The sequence below is a fragment of the Paenibacillus sp. JNUCC-31 genome (genome assembly GCF_014844075.1).
Classification (GTDB): Bacteria; Bacillota; Bacilli; order Paenibacillales; family Paenibacillaceae; genus Paenibacillus.
On the sequence record NZ_CP062165.1, the window covers coordinates 5,718,300 to 5,742,376 of the forward strand.

At 46.8% G+C, this 24,077-nt stretch carries 27 protein-coding genes and 1 pseudogene; 14 read left to right on the forward strand and 14 right to left on the reverse strand.

The genetic code is table 11. From position 1 onward, the window contains the following. Positions 1-4: 4 nt before the first annotated feature. Genes JNUCC31_RS25175 through JNUCC31_RS25190 form a run of 4 tightly spaced genes read left to right on the forward strand, consistent with a single transcriptional unit; the run spans position 5 to position 3,262 of the window. A complete protein-coding gene (locus tag JNUCC31_RS25175; RefSeq protein WP_192265723.1) occupies positions 5-586 on the forward strand; it encodes a hypothetical protein in 582 nt (193 codons plus the stop codon). After that, on the forward strand, positions 583-726 hold the full coding sequence (locus JNUCC31_RS25180) for an XkdX family protein (protein WP_192265725.1): 144 nt from the start codon (positions 583-585) through the stop codon (positions 724-726). The genes JNUCC31_RS25175 and JNUCC31_RS25180 overlap by 4 nt, the downstream gene beginning before the upstream one ends. Before the next feature lie 20 nt (positions 727-746). After that, on the forward strand, positions 747-1,358 hold the full coding sequence (locus JNUCC31_RS25185; RefSeq protein WP_192265727.1) for a phage distal tail protein: 612 nt from the start codon (positions 747-749) through the stop codon (positions 1,356-1,358). An 8-nt stretch (positions 1,359-1,366) separates the two neighbouring features. Beyond that, positions 1,367-3,262, forward strand: a complete 1,896-nt coding sequence (locus JNUCC31_RS25190; protein ID WP_192265730.1) for a phage tail protein — start codon at positions 1,367-1,369, stop codon at positions 3,260-3,262. Here JNUCC31_RS25190 and JNUCC31_RS25195 read toward each other — a convergent pair. Beyond that, on the reverse strand, positions 3,256-3,789 hold the full coding sequence (locus JNUCC31_RS25195; protein ID WP_192265732.1) for a stalk domain-containing protein: 534 nt from the start codon (positions 3,787-3,789) through the stop codon (positions 3,256-3,258). The genes JNUCC31_RS25190 and JNUCC31_RS25195 overlap by 7 nt on opposite strands. A 179-nt stretch (positions 3,790-3,968) precedes the next feature. On the opposite strand from JNUCC31_RS25195, the gene JNUCC31_RS25200 reads away from it, so the two are divergent. From JNUCC31_RS25200 to JNUCC31_RS25220, 5 genes and pseudogenes are all read left to right on the forward strand, one after another. Then, positions 3,969-4,433, forward strand: a complete 465-nt coding sequence (locus JNUCC31_RS25200) for a phage holin family protein (RefSeq protein WP_192265735.1) — start codon at positions 3,969-3,971, stop codon at positions 4,431-4,433. Positions 4,434-4,455: 22 nt separating this feature from the next. Further along, positions 4,456-5,181, forward strand: a complete 726-nt coding sequence (locus JNUCC31_RS25205) for an N-acetylmuramoyl-L-alanine amidase (protein ID WP_192265737.1) — start codon at positions 4,456-4,458, stop codon at positions 5,179-5,181. A gap of 143 nt (positions 5,182-5,324) precedes the next feature. Further along, the gene (locus JNUCC31_RS25210) at positions 5,325-5,660 is read left to right on the forward strand and encodes a YolD-like family protein (RefSeq protein ID WP_192265740.1); all 336 of its coding nucleotides are present in this window, start codon (positions 5,325-5,327) and stop codon (positions 5,658-5,660) included. Between the two features lie 654 nt (positions 5,661-6,314). Next, a complete protein-coding gene (locus JNUCC31_RS25215; protein ID WP_192265742.1) occupies positions 6,315-6,590 on the forward strand; it encodes a S24 family peptidase in 276 nt (91 codons plus the stop codon). Between the two features lie 20 nt (positions 6,591-6,610). After that, a pseudogene (locus JNUCC31_RS25220) lies at positions 6,611-6,817 on the forward strand (manganese catalase family protein); the annotation flags it as partial. Between the two features lie 173 nt (positions 6,818-6,990). On the opposite strand, the gene JNUCC31_RS25225 reads toward JNUCC31_RS25220, so the two are convergent. From JNUCC31_RS25225 to JNUCC31_RS25240, 4 genes are all read right to left on the reverse strand, one after another. After that, positions 6,991-7,983: a 3-oxoacyl-[acyl-carrier-protein] synthase III C-terminal domain-containing protein gene (locus JNUCC31_RS25225; RefSeq protein WP_192265750.1), complete on the reverse strand. Its 993-nt coding sequence runs from the start codon at positions 7,981-7,983 to the stop codon at positions 6,991-6,993. 54 nt (positions 7,984-8,037) lie between these two features. Next, on the reverse strand, positions 8,038-8,388 hold the full coding sequence (locus JNUCC31_RS25230) for a hypothetical protein (protein ID WP_062319974.1): 351 nt from the start codon (positions 8,386-8,388) through the stop codon (positions 8,038-8,040). Positions 8,389-8,572: 184 nt separating this feature from the next. Then, positions 8,573-8,941 carry a carboxymuconolactone decarboxylase family protein gene (locus JNUCC31_RS25235; RefSeq protein WP_192265751.1) on the reverse strand — a complete coding sequence of 123 codons (369 nt, stop codon included), beginning with the start codon at positions 8,939-8,941 and terminating at the stop codon, positions 8,573-8,575. 12 nt (positions 8,942-8,953) lie between these two features. Continuing rightward, a complete protein-coding gene (locus JNUCC31_RS25240) occupies positions 8,954-10,594 on the reverse strand; it encodes a thiamine pyrophosphate-binding protein (RefSeq protein WP_228469239.1) in 1,641 nt (546 codons plus the stop codon). Positions 10,595-10,993: 399 nt separating this feature from the next. Between JNUCC31_RS25240 and JNUCC31_RS25245 the strand changes: the two genes are divergently transcribed. Next, complete coding sequence (locus JNUCC31_RS25245; RefSeq protein ID WP_192265755.1) at positions 10,994-11,965, forward strand: Gfo/Idh/MocA family protein; 972 nt, start codon at positions 10,994-10,996, stop codon at positions 11,963-11,965. Between the two features lie 150 nt (positions 11,966-12,115). Next, positions 12,116-12,802 (forward strand): HAD hydrolase-like protein, encoded by a 687-nt coding sequence (locus JNUCC31_RS25250; RefSeq protein ID WP_192265757.1) that lies wholly within the window; start codon positions 12,116-12,118, stop codon positions 12,800-12,802. 146 nt (positions 12,803-12,948) lie between these two features. Here the strand turns inward: JNUCC31_RS25250 and JNUCC31_RS33550 are convergent, their stop codons facing one another. From JNUCC31_RS33550 to JNUCC31_RS25275, 6 genes are all read right to left on the reverse strand, one after another. Continuing rightward, positions 12,949-13,131 (reverse strand): hypothetical protein, encoded by a 183-nt coding sequence (locus JNUCC31_RS33550; RefSeq protein ID WP_228469240.1) that lies wholly within the window; start codon positions 13,129-13,131, stop codon positions 12,949-12,951. Between the two features lie 317 nt (positions 13,132-13,448). Beyond that, positions 13,449-14,648, reverse strand: a complete 1,200-nt coding sequence (locus JNUCC31_RS25255; RefSeq protein ID WP_228469241.1) for a YheC/YheD family endospore coat-associated protein — start codon at positions 14,646-14,648, stop codon at positions 13,449-13,451. A 35-nt stretch (positions 14,649-14,683) separates the two neighbouring features. Continuing rightward, entirely contained in the window at positions 14,684-15,790 is a 1,107-nt protein-coding gene (locus JNUCC31_RS25260) for a YheC/YheD family endospore coat-associated protein (RefSeq protein ID WP_192273319.1), read from the reverse strand. Continuing rightward, a complete protein-coding gene (locus JNUCC31_RS25265; RefSeq protein WP_192265759.1) occupies positions 15,790-17,163 on the reverse strand; it encodes a YheC/YheD family endospore coat-associated protein in 1,374 nt (457 codons plus the stop codon). The genes JNUCC31_RS25260 and JNUCC31_RS25265 overlap by 1 nt, the downstream gene beginning before the upstream one ends. 59 nt (positions 17,164-17,222) lie before the next feature. Continuing rightward, on the reverse strand, positions 17,223-18,413 hold the full coding sequence (locus JNUCC31_RS25270) for a YheC/YheD family endospore coat-associated protein (protein WP_192265761.1): 1,191 nt from the start codon (positions 18,411-18,413) through the stop codon (positions 17,223-17,225). Between the two features lie 31 nt (positions 18,414-18,444). Beyond that, positions 18,445-19,812, reverse strand: a complete 1,368-nt coding sequence (locus tag JNUCC31_RS25275; protein WP_192265764.1) for a YheC/YheD family endospore coat-associated protein — start codon at positions 19,810-19,812, stop codon at positions 18,445-18,447. Between the two features lie 270 nt (positions 19,813-20,082). Here JNUCC31_RS25275 and JNUCC31_RS25280 point away from each other — a divergent pair, with 270 nt between their 5' ends. The 3 genes from JNUCC31_RS25280 (at position 20,083) to JNUCC31_RS25290 (ending at position 22,385) form a co-directional block, all read left to right on the forward strand. Continuing rightward, positions 20,083-20,430, forward strand: a complete 348-nt coding sequence (locus JNUCC31_RS25280; RefSeq protein ID WP_024629123.1) for a YlbF/YmcA family competence regulator — start codon at positions 20,083-20,085, stop codon at positions 20,428-20,430. A gap of 96 nt (positions 20,431-20,526) precedes the next feature. Next, entirely contained in the window at positions 20,527-20,814 is a 288-nt protein-coding gene (locus JNUCC31_RS25285; RefSeq protein ID WP_416234329.1) for a hypothetical protein, read from the forward strand. 236 nt (positions 20,815-21,050) lie between these two features. Further along, on the forward strand, positions 21,051-22,385 hold the full coding sequence (locus JNUCC31_RS25290; RefSeq protein WP_192265767.1) for a DRTGG domain-containing protein: 1,335 nt from the start codon (positions 21,051-21,053) through the stop codon (positions 22,383-22,385). 161 nt (positions 22,386-22,546) lie between these two features. Here the strand turns inward: JNUCC31_RS25290 and JNUCC31_RS25295 are convergent, their stop codons facing one another. The 3 genes from JNUCC31_RS25295 to JNUCC31_RS25305 form a co-directional block, all read right to left on the reverse strand. Beyond that, a complete protein-coding gene (locus JNUCC31_RS25295; RefSeq protein ID WP_192265769.1) occupies positions 22,547-22,888 on the reverse strand; it encodes a YtpI family protein in 342 nt (113 codons plus the stop codon). Positions 22,889-22,986: 98 nt separating this feature from the next. Beyond that, the gene (locus tag JNUCC31_RS25300; protein ID WP_063564310.1) at positions 22,987-23,475 is read right to left on the reverse strand and encodes a sporulation membrane protein YtrI; all 489 of its coding nucleotides are present in this window, start codon (positions 23,473-23,475) and stop codon (positions 22,987-22,989) included. Between the two features lie 21 nt (positions 23,476-23,496). Further along, positions 23,497-23,826: a YtrH family sporulation protein gene (locus tag JNUCC31_RS25305; protein ID WP_024629128.1), complete on the reverse strand. Its 330-nt coding sequence runs from the start codon at positions 23,824-23,826 to the stop codon at positions 23,497-23,499. Positions 23,827-24,077 lie beyond the last annotated feature (251 nt).

The window sequence follows — 24,077 nt, forward strand, 5'->3', positions numbered from 1 at the left end:
TCACATGAAAGCCGTACCTAAAGTAAATACAGACGGCCTCTATATGGAGGACGAGTTGGTGGACGATGCCTTTTCCGGTGTCGTCCCTTTTTATGTCGAACCGGAGCCAGTGGTATTTAATCCTGATGCGCCTGAACAGCCTGCGGAGCCTGATGTACAAGAAGAGGACGAGGAAGAAGTAGAGAGGGAAATTGCGGGGTATATCGTAGGCGTGCCGGTTCCTGCTGGACTGTTCCGGCCAAGGTTTGATATAGCGGCTTGGGAAGCATACCAAGACGCCATAAAGGATGGTCCACAGGAAAAATTTCCTGACCTGTGGGTGGAGGGATTAAGTCAAGCTGAGATTGACGAATTGACCAAGCCGCGGCCTGCGGAACCATCTGAAACGGATATGCTCGGACAGCAATTGAGCATCATGAAGCTTCAAGCCATGCAACAATCTTCCACAGTAAATGCGCTTGGACAAGAACTTGCCATTTCAAAGTTAAACAGTATGCAACAACAACAAATGATTGGCAACTTAGGCGCTGAACTCGCTGCGACAAAATTGGAACTAATTAATCTTAAAGGAGCTGATTTGGTATGACGTTTTGGTCTATGGCATTCAAGTGGAAATGGGTAACTGCTGAAGCACTTAAAGGTGCGGTTAAGACGGAGGCTAATCCTTTCGGGGAAATTACTCCTGACGAATACGAAGAAATTACCAATGTCAAATACGAGGTATAAGGCAGAAGGAGGCGGCGGTCTTGTTCGGTGGAGAATTCAACGAAATAGCATTTAACAATGCAGGCGGCGAAAATATTATCGATATGGCCGCTGCTATGTCAGGTGGAGCACAACTCTATTCTCGCAGAATTGAGGGTGATGAGAATGTGGCAGGGTTTAACCTTGTCGCGTTCAACTCGCCTGATCAAAGTACGGCAACGGAATACGAGTTGCAATACGCTATGGAGATGACGTTTAGTGCCGAGATGTGCGGTGAGGCTCAAATGCAAAGTGATTTTGTGCGAGAATACGTCTTTGAGGCTACACAAATGTCCGGCGAATCCAGTATGACGGCAGATTTCATACGTGAAATGAAGCTCTCATCAGGAATGTCCGGCGAAGCTCAATTTCAGGCGAATGCGTCGAGGTATCACGTTGACTACATTGAGTTCGAGGGTACATTTGATCCGGGTGACAGGATTGTAATTGATTCAAAGAATCTTAAGTTTACGCAGAATGGGCAAAACGTTTTATTCAAAATGAACGGCGATTTCTTCGACTTAAATCTAGGGAACAATATTCTGACTTGGACAGATTCAGAAACAGTTCGATCCGTTTTGATGCGCATCACATTCCAAGATCGGTTTGTATAGGAGGGCTTATGAGAAGACCAGCGTATGTAACGGTATATGACTTGCAAATGCGCAAGGTGGCGTATCTGGAGAATGCTTTCGATGTGAGCTATGAAGCTCCAATGAATGCGATCTGGACGGCCAGCTTCAGCTTGCCAGCAAATGATGAGAAAAACATGGAATGCCAACCGCTGTACTTTGTGGAGATATTCGATGGAGATGAACGTTTGGAATTGTTCCGAATCCTGAAACCAACAACTAAGCGTGGATCTGATGGGCCGTTCATTTCATATGAGTGTGAGCATGTTTTGGGCACGTTGTTGGATGATGTACTGTTCTTGTACCACACAGTTGGAAACCTGGGCGTGTATACGCGTGATGTTCTCCAATACATTTTGTCCAAACAAACCGTAAAACGGTGGCAGCTTGGCACGATCGAGTTTGATAGACAGTTCGAATATAACTGGGAAAACGATAATTTACTTGGTGCATTGTTCTCGGTTCCGAATCCGTTTCCTGACGAATACATGTGGGCATTTGACACAACCACCTATCCGTGGCGGCTCAATCTAATCAAGCCATCCGAGCAAGAAGAACTCTATATTCGGTACGGGGTAAACTTGCAGGGCATCACACGCGTTGTGGACGCGTCTAAGGTGTCTACAAGAATTTTCGGCCTTGGTTATGGTGAGGGTGTCAATCAGCTCACATTCGCCGATTTGAACGGCGGAAAGCCTTATATAGATGCCGAACCAGCGCTCATTCAGAAATACGGGATTGTGCAGACGATTTTCGTTGATCGGCGCTTTGAGTATCCAGAAACGTTGCTTGCTCGGTGCCAAACATTAATGGAAGAGTTGAAAGTGCCAAGTGTGCATTATACCGTGGACGCTGCTGAGATTTATGCACTTACGAATGACCCAATCGACAGGTTCAAATCCGGCGCGATGGTCCGGGTGCAGGATCAGGAATTAGGCGTTGATATCAAAGCACGAGTGGTCAAGGTGGGCAAAGGTGATGTGCTGGGACAACCCGGAGCGGTGACGCTAGAGATTGCCAACAAATCGCAGGATATCGCAGGCAGTATTGCGGAACTGCGGAACCGGATGCATATCAGTGAGGTGTATGCCCAAGGCGCTACCAACTACGATAGTCACGATTTCGCAGATAACTGCGATCCAACACATCCGGCTGTACTGCGGTTCTGGCTTCCGGCAGAGACGGCCAGAGTGAACAAGGTTGCCCTGTCGTTCCGAGTAGAACCATTCAGGGGATATAGCCGAGCTATCGAATCAGCACCTTCGGTTTCATCGGGTCCGAGCACCAGAAATACAACAGCAGCAGGAGGAGCAACAACTCCAACAACTTCGACTAAGGCGACATCGGTTGAATCAGCTTCAACGTCTGATAATTGGAGGATATTTGCAATAGACGTTATGCAGGCAGTCAACATGGGCGGTGCACATAACCACGGAATAGCTTCAGGAACAAAATTAATGAAAGAGGATGGAACGTCAGTGACCTTTGTTGAATCTGGGGCGCATACCCACAATCTAACAGCCGATCATAGCCACTCAGTCACAATTCCAGCGCACAATCACACAGTTACTATTCCTGAACATACACACCAGATGGACCACACGCATACGATTCCAGGACACACACATGAAATTGAATTTGGCATATGGGAAGGACCGACTCCTTCGGAGGTCCAAGTTAGAGTGGATGGAAAACTAATTTCGGGAGTAGGGTCTTCAGGTGAGGAAATCGACATCGTTCCTTACTTATCCAAAGATAACAGCGGGCGAATAAATCGTGGTGATTATCACGAAATAACAATAACCCCAGTTGATTCACTGGGGAGGGTTGTTGCGTCAGTCTTCACACAAATATTTGCACAAAGTAGAGGCGGAGGTGATTACTGAACGCCTAATAACTTCAAAGTGTCATCACCAAAGTATAATTCGTTCTGATCAATTTTGAGTGTGGCTGTCTCAGTTTCGTTTTTGACAGTTTTCACTCCTTCCTTTTGATCATACATTGAGAGAGGGAAAACTATTTCCTTGTCATTAAGGGACACAGTAGTGACATCCGAAATATTAATGCTGATTCCATACTTGGACACTGCCTCTTTAGCGGGAACCCACTCTGTGACGGTCGCGGTTGGTTGCAAAGTATCATCACCTTTCGAATTAATATTGATTTGTTTGTTCTTAGAATCGTACTTAACTTCTGCATCAAGTAGACTTGCCACTTCGCGTACTGGTAAATATGTTACACCTTCACTGACGATAGGGGCATTCTTCAGGCTGGCCTGTTCGTTATTCACTACGACTTTAAAATTTGAGATGACGGCTTGGATTGTGGATGGAGCAGCGGCAGCAAGTGTTGCCGATCCAATCATCATACCAATACCGAGAGTAACAACTGTTTTCACTAAAGTTTTTTTCAAGGGGTACAGCTCCTTTTTATATAGATTATACCATTTATAACGGATAACTCTGGCAAAAGTTTTATAGGACTCTAAATAAAGGGGGTGCCCACCATGCTTGTATAAGTGAATAAATTGAATGCTCCCGGAGTGGTCGGGGGCTATTTGTAATTAAATAAATAGAGAGAAGAGGAAGCGGGATGAGCGAGGGGATAACTAATGTCATTAAAATGGTATCCGCAGTCATGGGGGCTGGCACGGGATACCTCTTTGGAGGATGGGATATGTTGATACATTTACTTTTGATTTTAGTAGTTGTTGATTGGTTAACAGGATGGGCAGCAGCTTGGATTAAACACGAGCTACGTAGCCGAGTCGGGTTTGAAGGGATTGCACGAAAGGCAGCCATCTTCGCGATCGTGACGATTTCTCATTATATAGATTTAGCTTGGGGAGATACCGGATACATTCAAGACGCGGTAGTCTTCTTCTACATTGCAAATGAGTTATTGTCTGTTATTGAAAATGCTGGGCGAATGGGGTTACCAATGCCGGATGCACTTCGTAACGCCGTGAAAATATTTGAATCTAAATCTTCGATTCCGGTCAATCCGAACCTACCAGATTCACCACAGGATGATACTACTCAAAAACCAGCAGTTTAACAAATATGAGAGGATGATGAATATGAAAACAGTATGGATAGATGCAGGGCATGGGGGAAAGGACCCTGGGGCTGTCGCAAACGGCATTCAGGAAAAAGACATTGCATTAAAGGTGTCGCTTGGAATTAAACAACGTCTAGAGGCGGTCTATGAGGACGTGCAAGTGTTGCTCTCCAGATCTACGGATGTATTCTTAGAGCTTCGTGACCGGACAAGCAAAGCCAATGCTGCTGGTGCTGATCTTCTTGTTTCCATTCATTGCAACGCTGGTGGTGGCAAGGGCGGCTTTGAGACGTTCCGTTATACAAAAGCTTCTCAGGGTAGCATTAAGTTACAGGAGGCACTACACAAAGCCATTATAAGCAAGCTCGGTGGCATTGACCGTGGGCAGAAGGCCGAGAACCTTCATATGGTCCGTGAAAGTAAGATGCCAGCGGTCTTGACAGAAAACTTGTTTGTAGACGTGGGTGCTAATGCGGATCAGCTCAAGCAAGCAAGTGTAATAGATGCAATTATTGATGGACACGTTCAGGGAATTGCAAGCTATCTAGGACTAGTTAAAAAGGTGAAGGAGGAGAAACCAGTGGCACAGGAGAGAGATATTAACGTTCCTAGTAAATGGGCGGAGACAACTTGGAAAGAGGTGACAGAGAAGGGTTACTTCGACGGTAAACGTCCGGGTGCTACAGTAACACGCGAAGAGTTGGGCGCTGTTGTCAGTCGATTACTTAAAAAGGTTGAGTCATAAATTCATAATCCCAAACGTTTGGGATTACTCAAAAAGGCCGCTGCTGGTTCATAATGGCAGCGGCCTTTTTTTGTTTTGCTATTGATTAGATTATATATGTTCACATATAATACAAACATACGTTCCTATTCGGAGGGGATTTTATGACAAGTAAGTTGAATGATAATGGAATTTTTGAAGGTAGCCGGATGATTTTGCCGGAACATCGGGAAGCATATGTCTCCCATATGCAAGAACTCAATCGTCGCGAGAAGCCAATCTTGGATGAACAGGAATGGCAATTGATCGGTCAGGCTTTAATGGAATCATACCAGGAGCGTGTGTCAGTCACACTGACTATATTTGACCCCTTTGACGACACAAGTATGCGGGGGGTTGTTGAGTCCATTGATCAGCAAAGAAAAGAGATCAAGTTTGTACGTGGAGAAGAAGATTATAGTTTTATTAGTTTTAAAAATATAGTAGCCGCTTCCATTTAGCGAAATGAAAACCGCAGGAGGATATCCAGCGGTTTTTTTTATTCAGCCGAAAATCATCCCAAACGCCTGCGTTGTTCCTTCCATTTTCGTTGTATTATTTGAGTGTATTCGACACTCAAAGAAATAATCATAAGAACAAAAGTTCTGAATATTTTGTTTTATTGCACTAGACCATGTGACTGAACGTTGTTTCAAGATGTGAAACGTTGTAAAGTTTTACCTTTAGTTCGTTCGACACATTATGACACAAATTGTCATGGGTAAAAGGTATTATTTACATATAAATACGGGAACTATTAGTTCCCTTTTAGCCCGAGGGAGGGCGGCACGCCGCACCTACTCACCTATGTGGAGTTCGTATAAATCCTTGAGATTCAGGCCGAAAACAATATGAGCAGCGTAGATATCTTCAGGTTGCATGACCCTTGTTCCAGCACAAAAATGAGATATCATCCTTTTGGATCGTCCAACTCGACGTCCATACTCCGCTTGGCTCAATCCCAATTCATTTATACGCTCCAGAAGTAAGCACCTCCCACGGGAGACTTTCACTTTGGTAGCTCCTTTATGCATATTTCATTGGAAATTATAGCATTCCGTACGCATAAGGTAAACCAGACAGCAATGAGACACAACAAGGGGAGAGTGATTTAATTGAAGGGGAAATTGGTATACGTTGTAAAAGACAATAGCATGAATGGTGATAGAATCATTACAGGGGATACAATTCTTATTGACACAGATATTTCAAGCGGGGATGCTACAAATGGAATATTTCTTGTTGAAATCAACGGGGAGAGGTTAATAAGAAGAATTGAATTCTTGGACGAGAAGTACCGACTATATACATCAAACCCCGAATATGTTGATTCAGTTCATAAAGACTTGAATATTATCGGGAAAATATCCTCTAATGTTGTGCGGTTTTAGTTTTACCTCAATATACAATGGGTGATCCCATTGCGGATCTGTACGAGGATATTGCAGCGGAAGAGAAGGCCAGAGCTACATATCAGTGGTTAATCGATCTGACGGATGACGTTGATCTTCAGGATAGTCTCAAGTTTCTGCGGGAACGGGAGATTGTGCATTCCTTGCGTTTCCGGGAGGCAGTAGAGATTCTGAAGGATGATCGGGAGACGAAGAAAATTTTCTGAAAAGGACCACAAATCATCCTTATTGCCGTTCTCTGCCTAGAGGGCGGTTTTTGTTATGGATCTGTTTTATTATTGTGAAAGTCACCATTCCAGAGTATTACAAAAAAAGCAGGACAATCCTTTTTGGGTACAAAAGGTCTGCCCTGCTTCTTTGAATTCGGTGTATCATGCTCTCAGTATTCAACAACCATGGCAACATTTTGCCACCCAGCTCCAACAGTCCAGAACAGCACTTTATCACCGCGCTGAATTTGGCCGGATGTAATGGCTCGATGTAATGCAATAAACGGACTGCTGGTTGAGGTGTACCCGAACTCGTCTCCGATGTAAACGGCAATATCTTCAGCAATGCCAATATTTTCGGATACTGCACGAATATTACCGATAGATAATTGGGAGAAACAAGCGGCTTTGATCTCGTTTGCTTCAATTTCGTTGCGACTTAGCAGCGTGAGAATCGATTCAGAGGCTGCACCTACACAGATGGAATCATCAAACGGTATAAACTTTACATGGAAGGCACCTGCGTCAACGCCGGTTTGGCCCAGTTTTGCAAGACCTTGTGCCGGGAAGAGTGAATTGCCATACACACAGGTATCGGTCTGATAGATCGAGTCAATAAAACCGACAGCCTGCTCGTCCCGCTCAACAATGACAGCTGCTGCTGCATCCCCGAAGTTGGCAAAGTATACAGGATCGTCTGGACTGGCATGCGGAGCTACGTAATCCGAGCCGATAATTAAAGCACGACGAATTCTGGGATTACCCAGCATCTGGCGGCTCACCTGTTCAAAGGCTGCGGTCATACCCGCGCAGTTGGCATTGCTATCAATACAGATCGTATGGGATGCCCCGTTAATTAGGCGATGAATCATCAAGGAATTCGTAGGAAAGATGTATTCGGGCGTTTGACTTGCATAAGCAATCAAATCGATATCGGAACCGGTGAGTCCGGTCTTTTCGAGAAGATTACTGGCGGCCTCAAAGGCCATGCTTAGTGAATTTTCATCATCGTTGTCAATTTTGTAACGTGTATCACGTCCAAGTGCCTTTAATAATCCCCGAATATCTGCACCTCTCGCATCAAAATGTTCAATGTAGAAGTCATTGCCCACCTTGTTGGATGGATGATAGATATCGATATCTACTATACGAATTCCAGCCATCTTCATTCTCCTCCTGAGCGGATGGGTGAACCCTCAGCTTGTCCGCCTGGTATATTAGGTTGTAACCGTGGAGATGATCTCAAGGTTGTCCAGTCCGACAGACCGTCCAAGACGAGACAGCTGCATTTTCAGGATGGCATTATTCTCAAGCGTCAACACCACTTTTTTGTATTCGTCTTTTTTAAACATCTGCAGGCAGCCCTCGAGAAGAGGCACAATTTCCGGAGCAGTTACATTTAACCTTTTGCAATCAATATTCAACGCATACTCTTTGGTGTTAATCGGAGCAATCGTATCCTGATATGCCGATATGGAACGCAAACCGTCTTCTTGAGAGAAAGAGCCCTCCAGTTCAATGTTTAGCACCTTGTTCGGAACGTCAGTCTTCAGTATAAAACTTCCCATGATTGTTCTCTCTCCTTTAAATGAGTTAAGGCTATCCTGCTAACCGAGATCCAGGCCATAAGGCCCCTGCTGCTGCTTCTAGATGTAGCCGGAGTCGGAGGATAATTTAACCATATTATAAAGGTAGGGATGTAATAAGATCAATAAAAAAGTCGAATTGTGTATAAAAATGTAGAAGAGTGAATTATTGGATTTCTTCAAGTGTAGCAAGCAATATATTAAAAGCACTGATGATGCGGGGAGCCCCTACACACGGTGCCAGATGTAGCAGAATTCCCTTGAGCTGATCCACAGTTACGCCAACGCTAAGTGCCATCGTGTAATGAACTCCTAATTGTTCATATTGTCCCTGTGTGATCAATGAAGAGATTATCGCGACTTCTTTCCACTGATCCGTAATAGTTGTTCGCTGAAAAATATCCCCGTAAGCTGTTCCCATAATAAACTCGGCGAGCTCAGGAAACTGATCCTTTATCGGTGCCAGTGCTTTCGCCCCATATTCACCGGAAAGCTTTGCAAAACGCTCCAATCCTTGAGTCACTTGTTCACTCATGCTATATTCCTCCTAATTCAAAGTCACGGTACGGTGAGCCGTGGGTGGAATCTCGTCACGATCGGTAAGAAGCTCAATCACAGTAACCTGGTTTAGCTGCTGCGCGGTCTGAAGAGCAGAGGCGAATTCATCCCTTGTTTCCGCCCGAAAAGCAACAGCGCCGAGGGACTCGGCAAACTTTGCCGCATCCACGGGAACCTCGTATAAGGTGCCATCGATTCGACCTGTTGTTTTCTCCATGCCTTTCAGTGCCATATCCAGCTGCTTATTATTCACGACAATGAAGATGACGGCCAGATTGTTGCATACTGCGGTGTTAATCTCGGTTCCAAGCATCATGAAGCATCCGTCACCTGTAATGCATACAATGGTTTCTTCCGGTGCAGCAGTCTTGGCCCCTATAGCCATGCCGATGGCATTGCCCATGCAGGCAAAATAGGCATCAAACACAAAGCTGCCGGGTTTCTTAACCTTATATCGTTGCACTGCGTGAAAACCATGGCTGCCATCATCGACAAATAGCTTATGATCATATGGAAGCAGCTCACTCATTTCTTCCAGCACAGAAGCCAGAGACAGGTTCGGCAGATCCGGTAGAGGAACGGTGTAATCGACCGTTGTCTTTTCTCTTGGAACAACAGGTTGTTCTGTCAGTGTACCGAGCCAAAACTGCAGGTTGTCCTTCAAGTCGCCGGTGATATGTAAGGTTTGAGCGTTAAGTATTTTACCAACGAATGTTGGATCAGCGTCGAATTGAATTAGATGTGCAGGATGATTTTCGGGCTTCAAATTACAAATTGTCATATCACTCAGACGTGAACCGAGTACGATATAGAGATCACTTTGATTCAGTAGTTCATCTGCATGAGGGAAGCCGCCAACACCGCAAGGCCCATGATAAAGGGGATGATTCCAGGCAATAGCACCTTTTCCTCCAGGAGAAGTGATGACAGGAATATTGAAATGTTCGGCAAAATGAAGTAGTTCATCATGGGCTCTGGCGCGACTGACGCCTTTGCCTGCAATAATTAAAGGATGACTGGACTGTTGAAGTAAGGGGAGGATACGAGTCAGATTGGATACGCTGATCAGGGGCTCTGGCTCCGGAATTACGACCCTGAAGTCAGCGAGCTGTTCAGTTTGTACATCAAACGGAAGACAGAGATGGACCGGACCTTTGTTGGGACCGAGTGCAATGGAAAGGGCGTGATTCAATATGTTGCTGAAATGATCACCGCGCTCCACCAGTTTGCTGAATAGCGTGGCGGGACGGAACATTTCCGCCAGATCGGCCAAGTAGGAGGAGGAGTCCTGACATTGCGGAATTCCCAATTCCTGAATGGATTGATGACCCGTAATAAACAAAACGGGCAAGTTGTTAGCCTTGGCATGGGCTGCCGCGGTGAGCAAGTTGGTTCCGCCCGGACCAGAAGTAGCGAAGGCTACACCCAGCTTCCCTGTTTGAAGGGCATAGCCTGATGCGGCAAAGCCTGAACTGGATTCATGGCGACCTGGAATGAATTCCAAACCGTAATCAACCATTTTCAGGACAGCAGGACATATAGATTTTCCGATAATACCAAAGACATGTGTAACGCCTAAATTACGCAGAGTTTCTGCCAAATAGTCCGCAACTGTTCTCAAGCGGGACACCTCGCTTCACAAAATAGGTTTTTGGACCCACAGGTCAAGTTCCATTTTTGGAGTGTATGTCATTGTCTAAGGTTGTAAAAGGAAATAAATCCTTGTTAATAGGAAGAGTAGCTTTTTTTGTGGTTTTTTGTCAACCGCTTTTATGAGCACAAGTTCCTGATTCTTAGGTTGGAAACGCTTAATGTGCTGTCCCATATGAGAAAATAAATTGGTTATATATTCCTGATACATATTTCCTATAAAAATTATTTATGGAATAAAATGTAAAATAGTGAAGATTATGAGGATGTTTCTTATGCTCAGATTCGAATAAAATCCTATACATATCCTTTTCGTTTTCGTGCAAGGATTGGCAATAGTAAGCTTTCTGATATACTGAATTCGATGGGAGTGAATTGAATGACAACGTTAAAAATGGCCGTAATTGGTCTGGGCAAAATGGGAATACATATGATACATCAGGCAACAGAGGCAGAACTATCCGAAAAAGTAGAGATTGTAGCGGTGTGCGATTCCAGCGAGGAACAATTGACATCGCTTGCTTCCTCTCATCCTGAGACGAAGATGTATACGGATTTTAAGCAACTGCTCGACACACATCCGGTTGATCTGCTGTACATTGCGGTTCCGCCTAAATATCATTATCCCGTCGTTATGGAGGCACTGGAGCGCAAGATTCATGTATTCTGTGAGAAGCCACTGGCAAACAGTGTTGAGGAAGCTAAAGCAATGCTGGAGGCAGCCGAGAAGGTCGGTGTAATACACGCAATCCATTTCTCTATGCCGCATGAACCATCTGTAGTGAAACTGCAAGAGTTGATTCAGCAGAAATCGATTGGCGAGATTCGCAAAATCGATCTGATCCTGCAATTCCCCGTGTGGCCTCGAACGTGGCAGCAAAATGCCTGGATTAGCAGTCGGGAACAGGGCGGATTTATTCTTGAAGTGGGAATCCACTGGATTCATATGATCCAAAATGTGTTTGGTCCTATTCGCGTGATTAACAGTCTGGTTCAATTTCCTCAAAATACAGGTGAATGTGAACATGAAGTTCAGGCTGCGATGGAACTGGAGGATGGAACCCGAATCCAGTTAGAGGGGATTGCTCATTTTGCAGGTGAAGAGCGTGTATCCATGGTGGTTTACGGTACAGAAGGGACGATTGCCTTGGAAAATTGGGATCAACTATGGAGTGGACGCACCGGAGAGTCGCTTGCTCCCGTGGAAGTAGAGGAATCCTTAAGTCAGCTGCCTGTACTCAAACACGTTATTGCCCGTATTCAAGGTCAACCTGCCAAAATATACGATTTTAACGATGGATATCATGCACAGATTGTCCTTGAAGCGCTGCGTAATCCGGAGCAATCATGATTGCATGAAGGTATATAACGTTTGTGTACGTTGTATGACGTTGACGATACAGATGTTTTACATTGCGCGGTTTACACTGCCAAACGTTTATGTTTATCATGGAAGGGGAACGATCCCAATACATATCCCAATCCGAAAGGAACATTGGACATGACAAAAGAGACGGTATTACGTAAACCGGAAGCAATGATTTTTGATATGGATGGTACTTTGTTTCAGACGGAAACTCTGTTGTTGCCAGCCTATCATCAGCTGTTTGATACATTGCGGGCGGAAGGGCATTATGAAGGGGAGACACCTCCTGAAGAACGAATGCTGGGAAGCCTGGGAATGTTGCTAGAAGATATATGGAAAGTAGTTATGCCGGAAGCTTCAGTTGCGGCCCATCGACGTGCAGACGAATTGCTGCTTCAGTTGGAGATTGAAGGGTTGGATGGGGGAAGCTCTCTCCTGTACCCTCAAGTCAAAGAGACGCTGGAAGCGTTGAAAGAACAGGGCGTGCGGTTGTTTGTCGCCAGCAACGGGCTTGAGGACTATGTTAAAGGCGTGGCCTTTGCCCATGAGATCATGCCGCTCTTTGAAGGCGTGTATAGTGCAGGACAGTACAAGACCCCTTCCAAAGTTAACTTGGTTCAGATTCTGCTTGAGAAGCATCGGATTCAGGATGCATGGATGGTCGGGGATCGCTCTTCTGATGTGGAGGCAGGCAAAATGAACAACCAGACCGTCATTGGCTGTGCCTATGCAGGGTTCGGACGGGATGAAGAACTTGAAGGATCAGATGTACTAATCTCTGATTTTACGGAACTGCTTCGTTTGTATCGGGAAGCGGAGTAGGAAATAAACGCAATGGATTTGTATATTCGCAAAAACGAAGGGAAATCAGAAAAAACGTCTACTCCAGCTCCCGAATGGGCTTGGAGTGGACGTTTTTTGGCTGCATGGGCATTTTCAATGATGTTGGAATCTTGGACCTGACTGTTTTATATTTGGATTCGAACAGCCCGGTGCTCCCCTTGATCACACAGAATGAGTTCTTCGGAAGGCACCCCGTGCTTCTTGGTCACAAATTCCAGTTGAATTTGGAGCTCAACAATCCAGCCGTATCCATAAGGAAAATACTCATTAGATGTCAGTATGGCAGGGGTGAAGGCTTCATCCAGCATCTGCTTACGAACGAGCTTCTCGGTATATGAAATTTCTCTTCTTTTGATCGCAAATTCATTCCTCCTTGTATCGTTTAATGAGTATTACTGATTAGTTCATTAAACAATTAAGATAACTAACATATCAAGGCGAGAAAAAGCAACGAGAGCCGTCACTTCAACTCAGCTTCGATTATTTTTTGCAGTTTTAACATGGTACGTCTTAAAGCTTCCAAATCCCCGGGATCCAGTTGTGAGTAAAATCGGGAAAAAATAAAGAGATAGCGAAGAGGTGCCTTCAGCTATGCTGAGAGCACCTCGTATTTCAAGAAAGTCTGTTACTTTAATTTGTTTTTTCTGGTCCTTTTGAGGGTGGCAGATTTACCTCTTACGCGTTTGACAGGTTTGGTTACCTTTACTCCGCGAGGGGGGCGATTCGTATTTGGATGGTTGCGGTACACCCACAAGGCGTACTCCAGTGGTTGGGTAATCGCCTTGGAGTAGGTATCTTGCTCACCAATGCGTGCAAACACCTCACGAGCAGGTTTTGGATTCACTTCCAGCAAATAGATACGTCCATTCTTGTCTATCGCCAGATCCAGAGCCAATTCACACAAGGCTCCATAGGTGTTTTCCAGAAATGTGGCAACGTCAATCCCGAATTTCTCTGCAGTGGCATTGATTTCAACCCGTTCCTCCTCATCGGTAATCCACTGTTTCAACAATTTGTGCATCGCAACGGCCTGACCGCCGCCATGCAGATTGGAAGTAACACTTTTCTCTGCACCCATCCGTCCTGCACATCCAGTCAACTCCCACTGTCCTTCACCATTTTTCTGAACCAGCATCCGATAGTCATGAACACGGCCATTTGGAAGCTGAAGCTGAATACCTTCCTGAACAAGGTATTTATCTTTCATATTCCAATGCTGGAGTAGTGAGCCAAGGCGTGACAGATGGACTTTGCGCGGGGTAATGATCCGGCGTTTTTGGTCTCGTCCTTGCACTAAAACTGTGTTGGCCTCGCTACCGCTGCGTTCGATACGGAGAATACCCCGTCCTCCCGTTCCATTAATGGGTTTCAGATAGATGAGCGAAGAGGATTTCAGCATTCGATTCACATCGGACATATCCTGAAACAGAACGGTATCTGGCAGATGCTCACGAAAGGCTGATTTTGCAGAGAGCGTCTGATGAATCGTCCATTTATTACGTAGTGGACGGTTGAGAAAGAGCAAGTGACCATACTTTTGCCGAAAGGCAAGCAGTTGCTGAAATCTGCGATTGCGCTGTATACGGCAGCGGTCGAAGATGATATCCGGGAATGAACGCCATTCCCGGGACCAGCCTTTTTCCGAATGAAAGACCATTGCCTCAATCTGTTTGCCCCCTGAATGTACATCGGCAGGTGTGAACACATAAACATCGAGTCCCCGCTTGCGCCCTTCAAGGATCATTCTGCGGTATATACTCCGTTCTTCCAGAGCGCGATGTTCATTTAAGTACAACGTCATAATGCCCAGAACAGGTGAGGACACAAACAATCACCTTCTTTAGCTGTTATTCCTGTTCATCATCGTTTGGACTGACGGGCAAGGTAGGCGCTGTACTGAAAAATGCGTTCCAGAGATCTGCGTCGAATCTGTGGTTCATCAAATTTCATCGGCTTCGAGTTCGCTTCAAAAAACCAGATCTCCCCAAGATCGTCAATACCGAGGTCCATGGACATCTCGCCAAGGGTATGACCTGCGCCTCGTTCGACTTGTCTCGCAATCAGCAATGAAGTGGATTTCACACGTTTCATCAATGAATCCGACATTTCTTCCCCAAACAGCTCCGTGAGCAGCTTTTCCGGGTCCTCCACCGTACCTCCGCGCGGAACGTGGGTGGTAATGCTCCGAGAGCCGGCGAGACGGGCGCCAACGCCGGTTACACTCCACTGACCCTTGCCGTTTTTCTGAACGAGTACCCGCAGATCGAATGGGCGCTTGTGTGATGAAGCCAGTTCAATACCCTGTTGCATGATATAAGGTGTGTGTCCGGTCTCCTTGCGAATCCGGGCCCATAACTTGGCGAGTGTAGTTGTTTTGTATGTGGTACTCTTGCGGGTGCTTTGTATTTTAAGTCGGTAAGGCAAGCGTTCTTTTTCCTGGAATTTCAGCATCATGATGCCTTTACCGGCCTTCCCGCTCTCGGGTTTCAGATACAGGTAGGGATGTGATCTAAGCACCGTACCCAGAGCGGAGGCTGTTCGCATTCGGCGAGTATAGGGAATCAGTTGCTGGGTGGATTTGGATTTCTTAAGCCATTCGAACAGATTCCATTTATTAAAGAAAAAAGGGTTATACAGTTCGATGCCGGAGTTCATGCATTCTTCAATCTTGCGCTGTACTGAAGGTTTGCGTTCGTCTTCCCGGTTGGGAATTCGATTGTAGAGCACATGGGGAAGAGGGAAGGACTGTGAAGTCCATTTCCCGCTTCCATTGTTGTACGTGTATCCTTTCACAGTGGGGCCGCTCACGTTCAAATCACGTACAGTCACGACGTACACCACATATCCCATAGTTTCGCCCGTCTGCACTATATCCAGGAAGTTCTGATGGTTTCCTCTGAACATTCGTCGGTCATCATGCATGGTCAGGATAGCAATAACGGGTCTGAAATCATCCTGCAGGCCCATCAAATGCCGTCTTTCTTCCGGAATTTGCTCAAATACAGGCAATGTTCCAGGATGTGCTCCACCGATGATTTTCCTTCCAGCCGCAGCGAAGGGTGACGGAAAATGGAGCGGCCGGGTTTGGCGTTCGCTTCGAACATCCATACATGTTCCTCCTGATCAATGCCCAGATCAAAGCCAATCTCACCAATCAGATGCTGGTGCTGGGTTTCAATCGCCTGGGCCAGTGTTATTGCGACAGATTTGGCATGCTGAAGCACTTCTCCGGAGCGGTCACCAAAGTTGCGCTTGAGAGCCTGCTCAGGTGTCATCAGGGAACCGCCGTTTTTGATATGAGTGGTTACACTGCCGCGACCAGCTTTTTTGGCGCCGATACCAACGACGACCCATTGATTGTTGCCATTTTTGTGCATGTGAAAACGAAAATCAATGGGGCATTCATCAATCTCGATCAACCGGATACCTTGTTGAACAACGTAACCGCGAAGCTGTTTCCCATGTCTGCCTTGGAGCATGCGCATCAGGCTGTTAAATGAGCCGAAGCGCAGAAGTGCGTTACCGGTTTTTTTGCGATATCGGGCAAAATATCCACGTTTGGGCGAGTAGGTCAATCGGTAGATGCCATTGCCCAGACTGCCCGCTGTAGGCTTATAGTAAACAAACTGATGGCGTTCGAGCATCTCTCTCATCTGTTCCACCGTCGGATTGGTGATGGACTCAGGAATATATTTTCCAGCTGCCGGGTCGTTCTCCAGCAAAGTGTAGATATCTGATTTGTTAAAGAAACTCCAGTTAAAGAAAGGGATTTTACGCCGAATGAATCGCTCCCTCAGTTGGTTGATCGCTGGTGAGAAGTCGGAGCGGCGGCTGGGCAATCGATTGTACACGACATCTGGCAGAGGTACTGTTTTCCGACTGAAACTTCCACTGTCGTTAAGGAAAAAACCGGATACTGTTTCATTCTGCCAGTTAATATCTCGTGGGGTAAACGCATAAATATAGGATTTGTGACTGCCTTCACGGAGCAGCTGTTTAATGAAACCCGTACGGGAGCCAAAAGGGCTGGTCCCCGTAGCAGGTCCGTCAGACAATACGCCAATCAATGGACCCAGTTGAACTTCATCATTCTGAAGATTGCGAAGGTAGATGCTGCCTCTTTTGGGAACGTTCATCAGATTACGTATGCCTGAGGCGAGATAGAGATGTTTACCTGCTTTTTTGATTGGTTTGATGGTTGCGGGTACCCGGTCACGTCCAAACCGCAGATGTATCGTTTTTTTGCCGGATAGATTTAGGCTTTTCATTAATGCGTTGGATACATAAACCACTTTATCCGGCTGCTTTGTGAAATGCAGTTTGCAAAAGGTCAAACTCATGATTTATCCTCCTATCCTGAAAAGATCCTTTGTTCCATGGCAAGCAGGGCGATGCGGCCTCAGCCGCCGTGAATCGGGATGGGTTTCAGGCCAGCTGTGCTGGATGTATTCGGCATTTTCAGTGGACGTATCACGTCCGTTAGAACATGTTGTTGCAGCAAATAACGGGCATAGGCCAGCGGCCGGGTGTAGGTAAGAGCATGCACACGTCGATCACCTGCTTCTGCAAATGAGGAGCGGCCCGGTCTTGAATTCACTTCAAGCAGCCAGAGTCGTCCCTGGACATCTGCTCCGAAATCAAGCCCCAATTCGGCCAGTCTGCCAAAGTGGCTTTCCAACAGGGTGGGGATGAGGGCTGCAGCATGCCTGATCTTCTCCAGCAGAGCGTTGGTATGAATGCTTCCGTAGCGTTCCGACAGATAAGGAAGCGCAGGGTGAGCTTTTCCCCCTCCATGCAAATTGGAAGTGAGTGAACCTGTGGGTCCTTCCCGTACCATACATCCGGTTAGAGACCATCGTCCGTGCCCATTTTTTTGCACCAAGGCCCTGATGTCAAACGGTCGTCCATGATGACTTAGCTCCAGATACGGCTGCACAATCATCTTTTTTTCGGCCTTCTGTAAATCCAACCAGACTGATACGTCCTGAGGACGATCAAATGTACGGTGAATTCGTTCGTTGCGTGTATTTCTTCCCTCTATGATCCAGGAGGAATGATGGTCTCCGCGATAGAGGCGAAAGGTATCTTTACCATGAGTGCCCGACACAGGTTTGAAGAAAATGCCTTTGGGCCATTCCTCCAGCCAGCGTTGCCACAAGGTATTGGATTGAAGCATTGTCGTGGGTGCAAGAAGCGCACGAAGTCTGTCATCACCAGACAAGATGCGGTGCACTTTCCATTTACCAGGCAAGGAAGCAGACCAGTAACGGCGAGGATGTCTACCGTCGGAAGGAACAAGTTGCTGAAGTTGTTGTCTGAATTTTCTTGGGAGCGACTGCAGACAGCGGTCCATCAACAGGTCTACTACAGGAAGAGGCACCATATCCCATTGTCCTCTAATGTATGCATAACCCTGTTTCAGCGGGGATACATGAGGATCATTCGGTACGGCCAGCACGATGATCTTCAGGCCGTATCGATAACTTGCCAGACTGAGACGACGACAGAAGAGTTCATCCGCGAAAGGAGGCGAGCCTTCTGTTGCCCGAACCAGGATGGCTACTGTTTTTGTCTGAGCTTGCGGGAACATCGTTCTGCACCTCCTTTAAATGGGTGACTCTTCAGAATCCAGCCAGGTAGGTGGAGTATTCTAGCATCGCCTTGACCGAAGGTCTGATTTTGCTCTCGCTGAGCGGTGTATTATCGTTCTTGGATGGCTTGGAATTGACTTCGAGCAGCCAGACTTTACCCGAAGTATCCAAGGCCAGGTCGATGCCGAGTTCACCAAAATGGGCGGGGATAGCTCCCTCAATACCTTTGGCGATATCCAGCGCAGCTGTATGCAGACTTGGATAAGCCGCAGCTTTGGCTGCACCGGACAACTGAGTTTTGGCTACAGCTTCCTTGACAGTACTGAGACTTCCACCCCTTGCCAGATTGGATACGTAATGGCTGCCCCCTGCAATACGTGCGACGATGGAGGTAACACTCCATTTGCCCGTACGGTTTTTTTGCACAAGTGCACGGAAATCTACGGGTCTGCCGCTATTATCGATAAGAGTCAGACCCTGTTGGATCTGGTAACGCGTCGTTTTCATTTTCCCTGACAGACTGGCATACAGTTTATCCAGAGAGGTATACGTTTGTTTGCGGGTACCTCCAACGCCAGTGGCGAGGGTGAGGAAGCTTCCATCGCTTTGACGGGAGACCCGGATTATCCCCTTCCCAAGTGACCCACGAACCGGCTTGAGAAACACAACCGGATATCGGTTACACATCGTTTTGAGTGTAGCCGAAGCTTTGAGCAAATGGGATTCGGGAAGGACTCTCTTCAGCGACGATATGGACTTTAGGGCATCGAATACTTCGTTTTTGTCCAGAAATTTTTCGTTGAAGGTTTGTGTGCCGTACAGCGATTTTACTTCTTTCATGAAATGCTGTACGCTAGGTTTGTTCTCAAGCTTACGGGACGTCAGCCGGTTATTGACGACGTCTGCTATAGGCAGAACGGTCTTTTTCCAGCCGTCATCATACATCCAGCCTTTCATATAACCCGTTACCGCTCCAATATCCTCCGGTGTGAAAAAGGATACATAGGCGCCCTGCTTACGACAGGCATGCACCAGTTCTTGACAGAACATCGTGATGGAGCCAAAGGGCCGATCGGTCTGATCGGGATAATCCTGGCTGATCATTACACTGATGTAGGGTCCCAGGCGAAGCGTACGGCTGGCTGAACGATAGGATACGCGCAGGACCGAACGAGGAACAAGGCCGGTCTTGCTGGCGACCGTCTGATTAATGCGCAGCCCGTCATACCGTGGTACCGGAATGACTGTGACTTCACGGCGGAAAGAGCCGAATTGTAGCTGAAGCGGCCTTCCCGAAGGGATTTTAAGCGCCTTGAGTACCCCTTCGCCCAGCATGATGACGTCGTCCTGCAGGATGCCCGAGCCGGTAACCTGAATCGTTACTTTTTTAGTGGACATCACGGATCTCCTTCCGGGCGGCAACTTGATGTCTGATCTTGAAGTTGAACGGCATCTAAACATGGCATGTGCTTCATCATATGAGGACATATAACCCTTGGTGATTGACCCATTTGGATTAAATGCATTAATTGCTGGCAGGTGATAAGTAGCCTGTTCCCGCCAGCTTTGTTTGATGGAACGAAAATGCGTGTATTAACACGGGTGAACGTCGCGCTGAGAATTTAATGAATGATAAAAATGACAACCCAATTTCGAGGAGGAATAATAGTGAACATTTATGACAAAGCAAATGACTTGGCGAAAGCCCTGAGAGAAAGCAGTGAGGTGGAAGAAATTACTTCTGCAATGAAGCTGATCGAAGTGGACCCGGAAGCAAAGGCGATGCTGGATAACTTTCGCGATCAACAGATGGAACTGCAGCAACGTATGATGAGCGGGGATATGCCTGCTCCGGATGAGATGGAGAAAATGGAAAAATTATTTGAAGTACTGAGTTTGAACCTGAACATTCGTCGTCTGTTCGATGCTGAACGTCGTCTAAGTGTCATTATCGAAGACGTGAACAAAATTATTGCAGATAGCCTGGGTCATCTGTATGGTGGCGCTGAAGCTTAAACACCTGTCCCGATTATTTACCTGAACCTTTCATATTACCGCATTTTCGTTCATAGACTAGACATATAGAGTCGATCAAGAACGAAGGAGCTGTGAATGGTGAAAAGGTTGAAAAAGGCAAAACATGTGATCTATCTGCTTATTGCGCTGTCTATGCTGATTATCGCACTGCCGCGAATTTCGTTCGCTGGTGGAATGGACTGGGTTAATATTTTTGGCATCGTCTGGGTGCTGTTCTCATTATTGATCGTTGGTGCACATCTTCATTTTATTCTAGGTGTGGATGAAGAGAAGAAGCGTGCACTGGAAGCTGTTCGACGGGCAAAGCTCCGGCAATGGGAGATGAAACTGCTGGACAAGCAGGAGCAAAGCAAGTCTGTATAAGGTTTGGATCACATGCGACATGGTGATAGAGATGGTTCTACCTGTCTAAGTAAGGCCGGATTCCCTTTTGTATGAAAGGGGCCGGTCTTTTTTAGTACCCTTAATTCGCTGTTCCGATTATTTGATCCATTTAGCGCGGTTCTTTAGGAGAAAGGTGCGAGGGATGGGGTTATTTTCCCAAGGCCGTGATATAATAGATACAGAATAGTACAGATGCATCTTCGGGGGTGGTACAGATGGACGGTCAGGAAGAAAACGTGACGAAGCATGAACAGTTACTTCAACATATTGAACAACTGAAGGTAGGCAGCAAAATTTCGGTACGCGGACTGGCACGGGAGCTGGGGGTAAGTGAAGGTACAGCCTATCGTGCGGTAAAAGAGGCAGAGAACTTTGGGCTGGTCGTGACCAAAGAACGAATTGGAACGGTACGGATCGAGAAAAGACCCCGCGGCATGACAGAGCAGTTGACTTTTGCCGATGTGGTAACCATCGTCGAAGGCCATGTGCTTGGCGGAAGTGACGGACTCGCCAAACCGCTTCACAAATATGTGATCGGTGCGATGAAAGAGGAGGCGATGGCACGTTACATTGACGCGGGAAGCCTGCTCATTGTTGGAAACCGGGATAATGCGCATTCCCTTGCGCTTGAACAGGGTGCAGGCGTGTTAATCACAGGTGGCTTCGGTACAAGCCGTGAAGTGAGATTGATGGCGGATGAACTCGGGCTGCCCATCATTTCTTCCAGACATGATACATTTACGGTGGCTTCAATGATCAACAGGGCAATCTTCGATCGGCTGATTAAGAAAAAAATTATGCTGGTTGAGGATATTATCGGGCAGAAGCCTCGTCTGCAGGTGCTAAAGGTCACCAGTTCGGCTGCAGATTTTCATATGCTTGTTTCGGAGACGGGAGAACATCGTTTCCCGGTGGTGGATGAATGGAACCGGGTAATTGGCATTGTCAGTCTGAAAGATGTCAGTGAATTAAAAGAAGATCAGAGTATTGAGAAGTGTGTTGTACGCCGCCCGATTACGGCTTCGCTGCAAACCTCTCTGGCCTCGGCTGCCCAGATCATGACGTGGGAGGGCATTGATTTCCTGCCCATTGTGGATCGGAACCGTAAACTGATTGCATCCGTTACACGCAAGGAAGTGTTGCAGGCAATGCGCGATGCACAGAAGCAGCCACAGCTCGGAGAAACGTTTGACCATCTGATCTGGAACGGCTTCGCTGAGGAGCGCGGAGAGCATAACGAATTGTTTTTCCATGGATTCATCATTCCGCAGATGGCGACAGATCTTGGCACCATCTCGGAAGGAGTTCTGTTGAATGTGATGACACAGGCGGGACGGCGTGCTGCCTGGGATGTTACAGGGAACGACCATGTGGTGGATAATGTGACAACATATTTTGTTCGTCCCGTGCAGATTGAAGATCAGATTCTGGTTCGTCCCATTATTCTGGAGACGAGTCGTCGAACTTGCAAAATGGATATTGTCATTACCCGTGACGGGAATGTGGTATGCAAAGCGGTGATGACGCTGCAATCCATTGACCATGCCTAGAACATGGGTAATCTGGGTTCGAAGAAAAGGATGAGTTCAGAAAAAAGAGAGTACCCTCTGATCGATACCGTCACTCTACCCCGAAATGGACGAGGGTCAGGCTTGTTCGATAGATGAGGAATACTCTCTTTTTGGGGTGAAAGGAAACCTGTAGAAGCGTCTCAGGCAGATTGACCGGATGTCTTCTCGGTTCCATCACCCGCATGAAGCTGAAGCCGGGCATAATAACTGCGGTTACGTATACCGGCGAACAGGTTATACGCTCCCATAATTAGAAATAGCGCTTCCACAACCACGGATAGGGTCGAACCGGTAAAGACGAACATCAGGATAAGGGCAAGAATAATCAACATGCCGCCCATCCAGATATTGGTCCATGAACGATAGAGGCCTACGGCGATGGGATCCGTTGTCCTGCGCGAACGAATGCTGTTCAGGGCTGAGAAGACCATGGCAAGGGCAAAGATGGCGATCAGGGCATATTTGAGTACATCGATGAACACGAAGACGCAGCTCCTTTTCTGGAAAGCATTTACTGCCTTTATTGTACCATGCAGGCAGAGGGCAAGGGCAGTTTTTTTCCGGGGCTGTTATCCATTTCCTAAGCCGGAACGTGCATCCGAATCTGTACCCAAACTTGCAGCACACCTTCCATCACCAGCATCGTTTTTACCTGGACGGTATATTCCTTTTCCCTGACCGTATACACTTTCTGGTTCAGCATAATCCGCGTCATTTTGCTGTACTCGTCGATATTGAAGACATCGCGGCCCCGGAGAACCTCAAGCTCATCCCCCAGTTTCTGCAACATTACTTTCAGGGAGGCCTCGTCCGGGCCTTTGTCAGAATCTTCTGCACGGACCTTGATTTCCTTGATGACGGTTTGGCGTTTACTATATTTTTTCAGCGTTTTAATATCCTCCTCATTCTGATGCAGCTGAAGCTGCAACTCCTGATTGTTGAGCCACAATTCGTTGTAGCTCAGGTGAAATACACCGTTGTACACGACACAACCGGCGATCATTCCCAGAACAAAAACAGCAGTCATGCGCATAAGCGGGCGGTAACGTGAAAAAGGCGGGATTCTCATGGGCGCTGTCCCGGAGTCATGCTAACCCCGCCCTCCGCCACAGACCCATTTCACCAGCTCGGTACCCATGTGGGCGCCCATAAAAGCGGATATCAGGTACAGAATTTGTTTGACCGCAGGTGACAGATTTCCGTCCAGCACGTTGCTTTCGATCACCCGCATCGGATCGATTGTGCCGCCGACGGCCGCTGCGAGCGCCCAAATTTTAATTTTCCCGGCGACATCAAGCATTGTCTGTGTCGGAGGCTGGAGAGAGACCACCGCTCCTATACCTCCAATCATCGCGCCGCCCAGCACGATCCCAAACGCAATGAAGAAATCAAGAATGGCTTTGGACAAAAATGTGCTCATCCGGCAACACCCCTTTCAGACCCAGCAGCACACCTCCTGTCTACGGTCCGTAACAGGGGGAGCGGCTTGTACTTCTATTGTATGGGCGTGCCCCCAAACGTTATGATAAAATAGAATAATAAAGCATTCTTTCTTTATAAGATGAATCCATATTTTTATTCATTTATAGATATAAGAGCATTCTGCAATATGCGGATAGAACATAGATAGTGCAGCAACTGATCACAAGCTTGGTGCTGTATTTATCCACG